The sequence below is a fragment of the Malacoplasma muris genome, assembly GCF_046774425.1.
GTDB classification, from domain to species: domain Bacteria; phylum Bacillota_I; class Bacilli_A; order Mycoplasmatales; family Mycoplasmoidaceae; genus Malacoplasma; species Malacoplasma muris.
Map to the genome: position 1 here is coordinate 931817 of NZ_CP177248.1, position 13924 is coordinate 945740.

Here is a 13924-nt window from a genome sequence, read left to right on the forward strand (position 1 = left end):
ACTTTATCCAATCCTTCCATTTACATAATCTCTTGTTCTTTGTTCTTTTGGTTTCATAAATATTTTTCTTGTTGGTCCTGATTCAATTAGTTTTCCTTCAAAAAAGAATGCAGTGTAATCACTAATTCTTTGTGCTTGTGCCATAGAATGTGTGACAATAACTATTGTATACTTTTTCTTTAAAGATAAAACTAATTCTTCAATTTTAGATGTTGCTATAGGATCTAATGCAGAAGTTGGTTCATCCATTAGTAAAACTTTTGGTTCTATAGCAATTGCTCTTGCAATACATAATCTTTGTTGTTGCCCACCAGATAACCCCAAAGCTGAATCATCTAAATTATCTTTAATTTCATCTCATAATGCTGCATCTTTTAAAGACTTTTCAACTATCTGATCTATAGTTTTCTTATTTTTTATTCCCTTGCTTCTTAAACCATATGCAACATTTTCATAAATAGACATTGGAAATGGTGTAGGTTTTTGAAAAACCATACCTACATCACTTCTTAATTCTAAAACATGTGTTTTTTTTGAATAAATATTTATTTTATTAAAAAAAATATCTCCCTCAAATTTTACATTATCAATTAAATCATTCATTCTATTCAACATTCTTAAAAAAGTAGATTTACCACACCCACTAGGTCCTATAAAAGAAATTACCTTATTTTTTTTTATATTCAAATTGATATTAAATAGAGCTTGTTTATAACCATTGTTATATCAGAAATTAAAGTCTCTTATTTCAAATGAATTTGATTCATCAAAATCTTCTTTAATTTCTTGATTAATAGTAACATTGTGTTTATTTGAAAAAAGTTTTTTAAAAAAAGAAACTTTTTTTGGCGAAGAATGTTTATCACTAGGCAACTTAATTTCCTGGGTTGTTAATTTTAAATTACTCATAAATCTCCTTGTTTTTTAATAACATTTCTTTTTTGAAGAAATATTTAATGAATTGAAATTTATTTATAAATCATTTATTTATTTCTTTCTTATTTGGAATTAATACATAACCAATTAAAATTAAACTCAATACTAATAATAGTGTTATAAAAGCAATTTCATACATTATGTTTATCCCTTCAGTTATATTAGTGTTATATAACTGAGCATAAATTCTTGTAGTTAAAGTTTGACCTGGTCTATCTAAAGCTGTTTCTGTAGAACTTGTTAATCCGGCTGTTAAATATAGTGGAGCAGTTTCACTAAGAATTCTACCTATAGCTAAGATTGTGCTTGTTATTATTCCTGTTAAAGCTGCTGGTAAAACAATTTTGTATATTACTTCTCATTTAGAACTTCCTAATGCCAAAGCATTAATTCTTACTTCATATGGCACTTGTATTAATGCTTGTTGTATAGATCTTGTAAAACTTGGTAGTATTACAAGAACTATTGTTAAAGAACCTGCAATCAATGAGTATCCTTTTGCTCCATCACTTGTTCATCCTAAGGTTTCAATAAAGAAAATCAATCCAAACATACCAAATAATATAGATGGTGTAGAACCTAAAGAATCTAAGAAAAAATTAATTGTTTTATTAAAATATTTATTTTTTGAATATTCATTTAAATAAATTGCTGAAATTAAAGAAATAGGTAAACCAATTAGAATTGCTATAAAAATAACTAATATTGTATTTAAAAAAGCTTGTCCTGATGTATTTTTAGTATACATAAATATACTTGTAGAATTTGCCCCTAATGCAACCCAACCTTTTACAAATATTTCCAAAATAATCCATATAAGAATACTTAAACATAACAAGAAAGAAAATATTTCCCAAAATAATTTATATCAAGTGTATAAGTTTGCAAATTTATAATTAGTAGTTCTTATACGTGTATACTCAATTATTTCTTCATGAGATATCAATTTTTTAGATCTACGTTCTTTAAACATTAATCATTCAAATATATTTGAAATTTGTCTTGGAATAAATAAAACATAATAATATAGTTTATCAATGAATTTATCTAATCTACTAACTCTACTTCCTTTTTGTCTAGTTACATATAAAATAAGTACATTAAATATCATTATAAATATAAATAAAATGAATCCAAAAACAAATAATAATGATCTTGTTATTTCATTACTATTTTCACCAAACATATTTGTTGCTATTACAACTGATACAGTTTTTAAATCACTATTTAATGAATATAATAAACCATTATTAAATCCCTCAATATAACCATTTTCATTTTGCAAAATCATAGACAAAGCCATTGTTTCGCCAATTGCTCTTCCCATAGCAATAATTATTGCAACTATTATTCCATTTCTTGCTGCTTTTTTATACACTTTATAAATTGCTCTTGTCTTTGTAGAACCAATTGCAATTGGATTTATAATTAAATTTTTATCTACAGAATCTAAGGCATTTAATGACATAGCAATAATTGTAGGAATAATCATGAAAGATAGCATAATAGATGCATTAATAATTGAATAATTATTTATTCCCATTTGAGACAATAATGCTCCAAGTGATTTTGATGCAAATAAACCAAATATTACAGATGGTATACCAGCTAATGTCTCACTTAATATTCTGAATGTTTTTTTATATTTTTTATCAACCCTAAATTTAATAAAGATTGATGTTTTAACTCCTACAGGAACAGCAATTAATAAAGCTATTAATGTAGTAAGAAGAGTTGATACAAAAGGAAGTCAAAAAGAAACTCCATGTTCTTTACCATTTGAAATATTAAATTTATCAGAAAATAAAATTTTCTCAATTCCATAATATTCAAAACCTTGAATAGATTTATATAAAATAAATCCTAAAATAGCAAATAGAATAACACCAACAAATGTTGAAATAATCATACTGAAATATTTACCAACATTATTATTTATATTTTTTATTTTTGTTCTAAGAAATTGTTTATCATTATTTGTATTTAATTTAATAGTTACTTGCTCATTCATATTTATTACTTTGGTACTCCATATCATTGATTACTTTTTTCTCATGTAGTACTTCCTTTTTGAATATCAGTAACATGAAAAAATACATCCTCATATGATTTATAATTACTTGTATTAATTTGATTATCAATTATTGTTTCATTTTGTAAATAAAACATTTTTAATTTATCTTCATCTGATAAAGGTGCATAACCTATTTTTTGAATTAATCCTGGATTATCAGTGTCACTTCTATTTACATATTCATCTGTATATAATCACCAAATAAATTGTTTTACCAAATTATTTGCTAAATTTGTAGCTATGATTGTATTTAATGGTGAATATCATCCATATGTTTTATTAGTAACATTTTTTGTATCAGCAATTACAGGCACATTATTTGGTGAATATATTGGATTATAATAATTTGCAATTTTATATCCCTGGCTTTCAATAAATTCTCTGTTTGTACTTACAAATCCTAAAGAAAGATAAATCATTGATCCTGGTTTATTTTCAATATTAAATCTATTTCAAGACTCAACATTAGATTCATTTGTTGTAGAAACATTTGATCCATAATTTCCAGAAAGCAAAATATCTTGGGCCTCCTTCCACCTTTGTTCATCTTTAGAACTATAATTGAAGCCTGATTCTTTGGCAAAAGATGTTGCAGTACCTGAGGCATTCCCCCCCCCTGTTCTAGCATAAGGTTTAATAAAACTAGAATTTATTGGGTTTTGATAGTTTAATAAATTATTCTTTTTATTATTAACATCTATTTGATTTACAAACAAATCATATAATCTATAATTTTTAATTCCTGCAAAAGATTCATATATCATTAATATATTATCTTGATTAATTTGTAATACAGGATCATCTTGTGAATCTGGTTTATAAACAATAGCAATTCCATCTCATGCAACTGTTATAGTTTTTAATCCATTATCTCTTCAAGTTTCTCAAGTAAAACCATTTTTTTCCATTGTTGCTTTACCAACAGATGAATATGTGTTTTTTGAAGCATTACCTAAACTTTTGCTTCCATCTGCTGCCACTTTCATTCCAAGAGAACTTCCTCCTGGTTGTACAGTTACATCAGCTTTATCATAATAATTTCCAAGTGCTGCCAATAAAGGTTGTACAGCAGTTGAACCTGCTGCAGTAATTGATGGAGGCGAATTTCAAGCTCTTGAAAATCCAACAATAAAACCTATAGGTATTGCAACAAAAATACCAAGTGAAATATACTTCACATACTTATTCATAATATAGGTTCCCCTAATGTTATGGTTAAATGATATTGCAATAAAATAAAAAATTAAAAAAAATATTTTAACAAGGTAAAAATATTTTTTACCTTGTTAAAATAAATATTAATAGTTTTTATCTAGAAAATAACCTTGCTTTATAATTGTCTTAATATATCCATTATTTAACTTCTTTTTTAATGCTGAAATTGTTGTTTCTACTGTTTTTGATGATTCATCAACAAAGCCCCATATTTCTTTTTGTAGTGTTTGTTTATTAACAGGAGAACCATCTGCTTTCATAAGTAATCTTAAAATTCTATATTCTTTTTTTGTTATTTCTATTTGAGAATTATTTAAATAAATAATATTAGCTTCTCTATCAACGACAAAGTCTCCATATTTTACATAATTATTAAAATATTTTGAGTTTAGAATTTCATATTTTTGAGATAATGAATATATCTTAAACATTAATATTTTAGGTTCAATTGGAGCTTGTATATAATCATTTGCTCCATTTTTATATAAAGATAGAATATTTTCTAAAGTCTCATTATGACCATAGGTAATAATATCTGTTAATATAGATTTATTTCTTATTTCTTTAATTAGATTTATTATGTATTCAATATTGTTTGTAACCTCAATAATAACAATATCATGTCTAAAGTTTTTAATTTTTTTATCAACAGTTTCTTTATCACTACTATTGCAAGCTTCAACAATAAAAGTATTATCATCAAGTTCTATCTTTAGACCATTAAGTGTTTTTGAAACATTATATATAAATAAAATATTTGTTTTCATTTTATTGACTAATTCTTACAAAAATAGGTTTCGCTTCATTAACAGTTATGTTATCCACTTTAGAAAAGTCTTTTAAAGAATCTATCAATAAAATTTCTTTGTCAAAATTCAATTGTTGAATGGCTAGTTCTGTTGCATCAATTAATATAGGTTTTAAAAAAGCAATTGTAGTTCTAATTAAATTAACAAGAATTGATAAAAAACTATCTAAATTTTGTTTCATATTATTTTTTAAAAAATCTCATGGTTTTGATTGTTCTATGTAATTATTTATTTTGTTTTCAAAATCACAAATTAAATCAATAAGATCTTTTATGTTTAAATCATCTATTAATTCTTTAGCTTTAGATAAAAATTCATTTTGTGTTTTAACTATCAAAAAATCATTATAGGTTATAGGACCATTATATTTTGGAACAATATTATTGTTATATTTTTTTAACATACCAATTGTTCTATTAATTAAATTTCCATAGTTATTTGCAAGATCAGTATTAAATGTTGTTATAAATTTATCATCTGAATAAACACTATCATCTTTAATAGATATTTCTTTTGCCAAAAAATATCTAAATGCATCTTTGCCATAATTATCAATAATATCAGTTGGATCTATAACATTACCTAATGATTTTGACATTTTTCCAGTGTTTGTAATAATTCAACCATGAGATATTATTTTATTTGGCAAAGGTAAATCTAACATTTTTAAAATTATAGGTCAGTAAATGCAGTGGAATCTAGTTATTTCTTTTCCTATTAAATGTACTTTTTCACAATCATCAGATATTCAATATTTTTTAAAATTACTATCATCATCTGATTTATATCCCAATAAAGTTATATAATTTAACAAAGCATCAAGTCATACATAAATAACATGCTTACTATTAACTAAAGTTTTTATACCTCATTCAAATGTTGTTCTTGTAATAGATAAATCTTCTAATTTTCCATCAGATAAAAAATTATTTATTAATTCTTTACTCCTGTTATGTGGATATATAAAGTCTTTATTATTAGATAACATATTTATTATTCATTCATTAAATGATTTTATTTTTAAAAAGTAAGATTCTTCATTTTTTGAAACTAGTTTGTGCCCATGTTCACAAAAAAATTCAGAGTCCTTTTTTATTGCAGAATTTTCAGTATAGTTTTCTTCACATGAAATACAATACAAACCTCTTCAATTACCCAAATAAATAAAACCTTTTTTTAATAAAAAATCAAAAGTTTCTTGGACTGCTTTTTTATGACATGAATTAGTTGTTCTAATAAAATAATCATATCTTATTCCCATCTTATTTCATAATTTTTTAAATACATCAGAATTATTATCAACTAATTCTTGTGGTGTTATATTTTTTGATTTAGCTGTCTCTTCTATTTTTTGACCATGTTCATCAGTGCCAGTTGCAAAGTACACATCATATCCTAATAATCTTTTATATTCAGCAAGCAAAGATGCATATAAAGCAGAAAATGCATGTCCCAAATGTGGTTTCCCAGAAGGATAAAATATTGGAGTAGTAACATAAAATTTTTTCATAATTAATTACCTCTATTTTTAATTTTGTTTCAATACTCATTTAACTTATTTTCATATAGACTATATTTATTGTGTTTATAAAAATTATAACTTTTTATTTTATTAGGTAGATATTGTTGTTCTACTCAATTATTAATATAATTATGAGGATATTTATATCCAACAACATTTAAATTCTTAGCATTTTTATAATGATTATCACATATATGACTTGGAGGATCATAATCATGATTTTTTATTAAATTCATAGCATCATCAATTGCAGATATACAGCTATTTGATTTTGGTGATAATGCCAATTCTATTGTGATACTTGCTAAAGGTATTCTTGCTTCTGGCATACCTATAGTTTGTGCAGCAACAATTGCTGCATGAACATTTGCACCAATTTTTGGATTTGCAATCCCAATATCTTCATAAGCAATAGCATATAATCTTCTAAAAATTGGTAATAAATTATTTGTTTGTAGTAGTTTTGCTAAATAATATATTGATGCATGAGGATCACTTCCTCTGATTGATTTATGAAATGCTGAAAGTAAATTATAAAAATTTGATCCATTTCTATCAATATTTGAATTAGAAAAATTAAATAAACCTTCTAAAATTTCATCTTCATTATTATCATCATACAATGATAACAAAATATTAATATAAAGAAAAATTTGTCTAAAATCACAATTTGATTTATAAACTATTTCTTCAACTATTTTTAAACTAAATTGATATCCCTTGGTTTTTAAATAATCATAAACTAAATTAATTAATAGAGATTCATCTATTTTTTTCATTTCATACAAATGCAATCTACTTCTTATTGCAGGATTTACAACAAAAAATGGATTTTCAGTTGTTGTAGCAAACAAATAAATTAATTCTTCTTCAAGATAATACAATAACAAATCTTGTTTATCTTTATTTAATCTATGCATTTCCTCTATAACAACTATTAACTTATTAGTTTTATTTGATTTTTCTAAAATTGAAACTAAATCATTTTTATTATCTGTTGTTGAATTAAATTCAAAATAATCAAGATTCAATTTTTTTAATATCATTCTAATTGATAATGATTTACCACATCCTGGTGGTCCAAAAAATAATGTAGATATAATTTGATTTTTAGAAATCATTTTATCAACAATTGAATTTTTAGGAAATAAAAAATCAAACCCAATCATATCATTGATATTTTTTGGGTTTAAATTTTCTCTTATATATTCTTTATTTATTTTATTTTTGCTCATACATAAAATATTAAAATACTTTTATCTTTTTTGATAAATCTTTTTGTTTTTGTTTTTTAATTAAACTTCTTTTTTTATTCATTTCAAGATTTCTATAATGATTTTGAACTGATTGCAAAGAATTTTCATCAATTTCTGATTTGAATCATTGTTTTTGTAATATAAATGCTGATAAGAAAAAAACACCACCAATTAATGAAGCACCTAATAAAATATACGGCTTCATAAAATATGTTACTCATCTACTTGTTCCAACTACCAATGATGGAGTACCTGTTCAATTTTGTATATAAGATGGCAAACAAGAAAATGTTCCAATTAATTTTAATAAAGTGTCTATAGTAATTAATACAATAATCACTAAACCAAAAATTACAACAACAAAATTGAATTTTCTTCTTTTTCCTGCACTTTTAGAAAGTGACTGACATCATAAAAAATAATTTCAAATAAAATATATGCATGAAACTAACTCAAATATGGTTAATACTAATGTCATTGGATAAGCAATAACATCATACTTAAATGTATTTTGTATAGAATTATTCCCCTTTAAATCAGATAAATATCACATTTCTATACCAAAAACACCTAATGATACACAAAACATGATAAAACATAGCATAGAATAAATAAATAATCCTAATATTCAACTTGTGTCATTTCTATATATTGATGATCTTTTCACAATTAATACCCTATATAATTAGATAATATTTTTTTTAAGTTGTAAAGCATTAAAAAGATCTTTTGAACTTATTCCATACTTATATCCAACCATTTTACATGCAATTTTTTCAGAATTATTTTTGTTCACAAGCTTTTTAACCTCCATTATATAATCATTAATATTGATTATTTCTTTTTTATTTTCATTATAGTTATTATCAATAACTATAACAAACTCACCTCTTAAATCTATTTCTTTTATTATTTTGTTAATATTACCACGGTAAATGGTTTCATTTGATTTAGTTAATTCCTTTGCAACAATTAATTTAACATCATCTGAAAAAACCTCTTTAATATTTTTTAAAGTTTCAATTATCCTGTGAACAGATTCATAAATTATAATTGTTGTTTGAAATTCTTTAATTTTAACAAGTTCAAAAAGTGCTTTATTTTTTTTACTATTTAGAAAACCAAAAAAATAAAAATTATTAGTACTAAATCCACTAATAACTAAAGCATGCATTAATGCGCTAGGACCATTTACTATTTCTATTGAAATATTATTATTTATAGCAAAATTAATTAAACAAAATCCAGGATCACTAATAGTAGGATATCCTGCATCACTTACAAGGCAAATTTCAAATTCATTTTGCAATTTAATTTTTTCCACAACTTCTTTTTCATTAAATCCATTAAGTGATATAAATTTTTTATTAATTAAATTAATATCTAATAAAGTTAATAGTTTTTTTATAACCCTAGTATCCTCACAATAAATAACTTTTATTTTATTTAATATTTCTATTGCTCTTTTTGAAATCTCATTAATATTTCCAATTGGTGTTGCAACTACATATATTTTTTTCATAAATAAATTATCATTCAAGTCTATTTTTAGCAATAAATCAAGCTACAGCTGTAGCTTCCCCGCATGCTGTAACAATTGTATTTGCTTTTGCATTATATGATGAGCTACTACCAATAGCAAAAACATTTTTTACATTTGTTTTTTGATTTTGATTTACTATAAATTTATTCATTTCATTTTTATTTAAATTGTTAAAAAATTCAATATCACATTCATTTATTTTTTGACCATATTGTACAATTAAAAAATCATAGTTCAATTTAAAAGTTTTCTCATTATCTTTATGCTTAATAATTAAATGTTCCTTTGTGGCTTCAATTATTTCATAATTTAAAAATTGTTGTACATTATTTTCTTTTAACCTGTCTATTCCTGTATTTTGAGCTCTATATTCATCTCTTCTATGAACAATTGCTATATTATTTGTGATTGAATTATCAGCAAAATAATTTGCTCAATCCACAGCAGAGTCACCACCACCTAAAATAACTATTCTTTTATTTTTATAAATTCCACTATTATGATCAACAGTATAATGAGTATTATCAAATTCTATTATTTCATTATTTACTTCAAGTTTGTTTGGTAAAAATGCGCCTATACCTGTAGCAATTACAATATATTCTGCCTCTATTATCACATTATTTGTAATAATAATAAATTTATTATTTTCATTTTTTTCTATTGATTCAACTTTTGTAGATAAATAAATATTAGGTGTCCCATATTTTGATAACTGAGTATACAAATTTGTAATAATGTCTTTTGCCAATATTCCATAATTTGCTGGAAAATCATAAACTGGTTTATTAGGATACAATTGGGTCAATTGCCCACCAATAAAAGGATTTTCTTCAATAATACAATTTGAAAATTTAAAAAAATTTAATTGTGATGCTGCAAATAAACCAGCAGGTCCAGCACCAATAATAGCTACTTTTACATTGTCATTTTTTCTATTCAAGTTCATAATATGCTCCATAACATTATTATTAAATTATAAATAAAATAATCACTATTATTTACATAATAGTGATTACAAAAATATAATAAACAAACATCCAATAATAATACCAATCATTACACCAATAATAGTAAACATAATTGCTAGTAAAGAATTAAATCATCTATTTTTTGGATATGCTTTAATTTTTTCAAAATTATTGTTATCTATTAACTTTGAAACATTATCAAATTTATTATTATTTTCATTTCCCATATAAAACTAACTTTCTATAGCAAGAACACTTTTGTTTTTGTAATAACCACATGATTTACAAACTCTATGTGGTAAATTTTTCTTGCCACATTGCTTGCAAGCTACAAGTGTTGGTTCTTCTAAATGGTGGTGACTTCTTCTCATTCCTTTTCTTGAATGAGTTACTCTTCTTTGTTGCACTGCCATGTTAATTTACCTCCATTAGATATATTTTATAACTATAATTTAGTTTTATATTCATATAATTAAAAATACCCAAAAATTGGGCATCTTTAAAGCAGCATCTTCCTATTCTCGCTATTAACTACCTTCGGCTTCATAGTGCTTAACTTCTGTGTTCGGGATGGGAACAGGTGTTTCCACTACAATATTAACACTGCATCTTTTTGATAATTCTCTGAAAACTGAATATTATATTGAGCCAATCTTTCTTTTATTTAGTCAAAATTCAAAATACAAATAAGTTTTCGAATTATTAGTATTAGTCAGCTGAACATGTCACCATGCTTACACTTCTAACCTATCAACGTCGTAGTCTACAACGATTCTAATAGAAGATTAATCTTGAAGTTAGTTTCACGCTTAGATGCTTTCAGCGTTTATCTATTCGACACGTAGCTACTCAGCTATGCCACTGGCGTGACAACTGAAACACTAGAGGTGTCTCCACTCCGGTCCTCTCGTACTAAGAGCAGCTCTTCTCAATCTTCTTGCGGGCACGACAGATAAAAACCAACCTGTCTCACGACGGTTTGAACCCAACTCACGTATCTCTTTAATCGGCGAACAGCCGAACCCTTGGAACCTGCTTCAGCTCCAGGATGAGATGAGTCGACATCGAGGTGCCAAACACTGCCGTCGATATGAACTCTTGGGCAGTATCAGCCTGTTATCCCCAGAGTAGCTTTTATCTGTTGAGCGATGGCCGTTCCATACCGCACCACCGGATCACTATGACCTAGTTTCCTACCTGTTCGACCTATCAGTCTCACAGTCAAGCACACTTATACCATTACGCTCTGCACATGATTTCCAACCATGTTGAGTGTACCATTGCGCGCCTCCGTTACCTTTTGGGAGGCGACCGCCCCAGTCAAACTGCCCACCTAACACTGTCCTACTACCAGATACATGGAAGTAAGTTAGAGAAACGTTAATACAATGGTGGTATTCCACTGGTGACTCCATAAATCCTAGCGAACTTATTTCAAAGTCTCCCACCTATTCTCTAAATGAATTAACATTTCCCAATATTAAGCTACAGTAAAGCTTCATGGGGTCTTTTTGTCCAATCGCGCCTATAGGGCGTCTTCACCCTAACCGGAATTTCACCGAGTCTATTGTCGAGACAGTCAAGAGATGATTACACCATTCAAGCGGGACGGAATTTACCCGACAAGGCATTTCGCTACCTTAGGACCGTTATAGTTACGGCCGCCGTTCACCAGGGCTTCGGTCAAAAGCTTCAGATTGCTCCTAACTTCCTTCCTTAACCTTCCGGCACTGGGCAGGTGTCACCCCATATACATCATCTTGCGATTTAGCATAGAGCTGTGTTTTTGTTAAACAGTTCCCCCTCGCTCTTCACTGCGGCTCAAGAAACTTGAGCATCCCTTATTGCGAACGTACGGGATGAATTTGCAGAGTTCCTTAACAATAGTTAACTCGCTAGCCTTAGGATACTCTCCTTGACCACGTGTGTTCGTTCTCGGTACGGACAATACAATGATAAACTAGAAGCTTTTCTTGGAAGCATGATATATGCAACTTCGCTACTACCCGAAGGGTTCACTCGTATTCATGCCTTGTTATTATAGTAAGCGGATTTGCCAACTTACAAAACTTGACATTTAACCCAGAATCCAATAACTGGGTTGCAATAACCTTCTCCGTCACTCCATCATTCATGTATTGGTACAGGAATATTAACCTGTTTACCATCGGCTACGCCTTTCGGCCTGACCTTAGGACCGACTAACCCAGGATGGACGAACCTAGTCCTGGAAACCTTAGTCAATACGGCTTGGAAGATTCTCACTTCCATACGTTACTTATGCCGGCATTCTTACTTCTATAAAGTCCAGTAGTTCTCACGATCTACCTTCGTCCCATATAGAACACTCGCCTACCGCTACAATGTAGCCCGTAGCTTCGGTATTATGCTTAGCCCCGTTGAATCTTCGGCGCAGAAACACTCGACAAGTGAGCTGTTACGCACTCTTTAAACGATGGCTGCTTCTAAGCCAACATCCTTGCTGTTTAAGTATTTCAACATCCTTTTCCACTTAGCATAATTTGGGGACCTTAGCTAACGATCTGGGCTTTTTCCCTCGCGACTATGAAGCTTATCCCCCACAGTCTGACTGCTGGAGTAAAATATATGACATTCAGAGTTTAATTGTATTCAGTACATCGAGGTGACGCCATCATACATTCAGTGCTTTACCTTCATACATTCATAATCCAACGCTAATCCTAAAATTATTTCGGCGAGAACCAGCTATCACGGAATTCGATTGGAATTTCACCACTAACCACAGGTCATCCGCGGTCGTTTCAACGAACGTCGGTTCGGTCCTCCATTTGGTGTTACCCAAACTTCAACCTGCCCATGGCTAGATCATCCCGTTTCGGGTCTATTGCAACATACTAAATGCCCTATTAAGACTCGGTTTCCCTACGGCTCCACTTCTACAGCTTAACCTTGCATGCTACAATAACTCGCCGGCTCATACTTCAAAACGCACGCCATCACACATTAAAGTGCTCTGACACGTTGTAGGCATATGGTTTCAGATTCTATTTCACTCCCATCTCTGGGTTCTTTTCACCTTTCCCTCACGGTACTATACGCTATCGGTGACTGATTAGTATTTAGGCTTACCCAATGGTCTGGGCAAATTCCGACAAGATTCCACGTGTCTCGCCGTACTCAGGATACTGCTAGGTATATGATAGATTTCGTATACAGGATTATCACCTTCTATGATCAAGCTTCCCAACTTGTTCTACTATCTACCATAAGTCCATATTGCAGTCCTATAACCCCGAAAATTAATTCGGTTTGGCCTCCTCCGCTTTCGCTCGCCACTACTTACGGAATCACTTCGTTTTCTTTTCCTCTAGTTACTGAGATGTTTCACTTCACTAGGTATCGCTTCAATGACCTATTTATTCAGTCAAAGATGATTAACATTACTGTTAACCAGGTTTCCCCATTCGGACATCTACGGATTAATGCACCTTATCAACTACCCGTAGCTTATCGCAGATTAGCACGTCCTTCATCGCCTTCCAGTCCCAAGGCATCCACCATAAGCCCTTAGTAACTTATTTTGTATCCTTATTCTATTATTAAATATGATTAGACT

Annotated in this window: 11 protein-coding genes and 2 rRNA genes; all 13 read right to left on the reverse strand. The window is 28.3% G+C overall.

The genetic code is table 4. The features are described 5' to 3' along the window. Nucleotides 1–3: 3 nt before the first annotated feature. On the reverse strand, nt 4–909 hold the full coding sequence (gene pstB / locus ACLFO7_RS03885; RefSeq protein WP_412032193.1) for a phosphate ABC transporter ATP-binding protein PstB: 906 nt from the start codon (nt 907–909) through the stop codon (nt 4–6). Next, nucleotides 902–2947: a phosphate ABC transporter permease PstA gene (gene pstA, locus ACLFO7_RS03890; protein ID WP_412032194.1), complete on the reverse strand. Its 2046-nt coding sequence runs from the start codon at nt 2945–2947 to the stop codon at nt 902–904. Before pstA ends, pstB begins: the two co-directional genes overlap by 8 nt. 5 nt (nt 2948–2952) lie before the next feature. After that, nucleotides 2953–4200, reverse strand: a complete 1248-nt coding sequence (locus ACLFO7_RS03895; RefSeq protein ID WP_412032195.1) for a PstS family phosphate ABC transporter substrate-binding protein — start codon at nt 4198–4200, stop codon at nt 2953–2955. A gap of 108 nt (nt 4201–4308) precedes the next feature. After that, nucleotides 4309–4992 carry a response regulator transcription factor gene (locus tag ACLFO7_RS03900; RefSeq protein WP_412032196.1) on the reverse strand — a complete coding sequence of 228 codons (684 nt, stop codon included), beginning with the start codon at nt 4990–4992 and terminating at the stop codon, nt 4309–4311. Between the two features lies 1 nt (nt 4993). Further along, the gene (gene metG, locus ACLFO7_RS03905; protein ID WP_412032197.1) at nt 4994–6544 is read right to left on the reverse strand and encodes a methionine--tRNA ligase; all 1551 of its coding nucleotides are present in this window, start codon (nt 6542–6544) and stop codon (nt 4994–4996) included. Nucleotides 6545–6546: 2 nt separating this feature from the next. After that, on the reverse strand, nt 6547–7791 hold the full coding sequence (locus ACLFO7_RS03910) for an AAA family ATPase (RefSeq protein ID WP_412032198.1): 1245 nt from the start codon (nt 7789–7791) through the stop codon (nt 6547–6549). A 10-nt stretch (nt 7792–7801) separates the two neighbouring features. Further along, the gene (locus tag ACLFO7_RS03915; RefSeq protein WP_412032199.1) at nt 7802–8479 is read right to left on the reverse strand and encodes a hypothetical protein; all 678 of its coding nucleotides are present in this window, start codon (nt 8477–8479) and stop codon (nt 7802–7804) included. A gap of 18 nt (nt 8480–8497) precedes the next feature. After that, the gene (gene rsmI / locus ACLFO7_RS03920) at nt 8498–9334 is read right to left on the reverse strand and encodes a 16S rRNA (cytidine(1402)-2'-O)-methyltransferase (RefSeq protein WP_412032200.1); all 837 of its coding nucleotides are present in this window, start codon (nt 9332–9334) and stop codon (nt 8498–8500) included. A gap of 7 nt (nt 9335–9341) precedes the next feature. Continuing rightward, nucleotides 9342–10304, reverse strand: a complete 963-nt coding sequence (locus ACLFO7_RS03925; RefSeq protein ID WP_412032201.1) for an NAD(P)/FAD-dependent oxidoreductase — start codon at nt 10302–10304, stop codon at nt 9342–9344. A gap of 66 nt (nt 10305–10370) precedes the next feature. Then, nucleotides 10371–10553, reverse strand: a complete 183-nt coding sequence (locus ACLFO7_RS03930; protein ID WP_412032202.1) for a hypothetical protein — start codon at nt 10551–10553, stop codon at nt 10371–10373. Between the two features lie 6 nt (nt 10554–10559). Next, nucleotides 10560–10739 carry a 50S ribosomal protein L32 gene (rpmF, locus tag ACLFO7_RS03935; protein ID WP_412032203.1) on the reverse strand — a complete coding sequence of 60 codons (180 nt, stop codon included), beginning with the start codon at nt 10737–10739 and terminating at the stop codon, nt 10560–10562. An 89-nt stretch (nt 10740–10828) separates the two neighbouring features. Beyond that, nucleotides 10829–10934 (reverse strand): 5S ribosomal RNA (gene rrf, locus ACLFO7_RS03940). Nucleotides 10935–11008: 74 nt separating this feature from the next. Continuing rightward, a 23S ribosomal RNA gene (locus ACLFO7_RS03945) occupies nt 11009–13889 on the reverse strand. Nucleotides 13890–13924 lie beyond the last annotated feature (35 nt).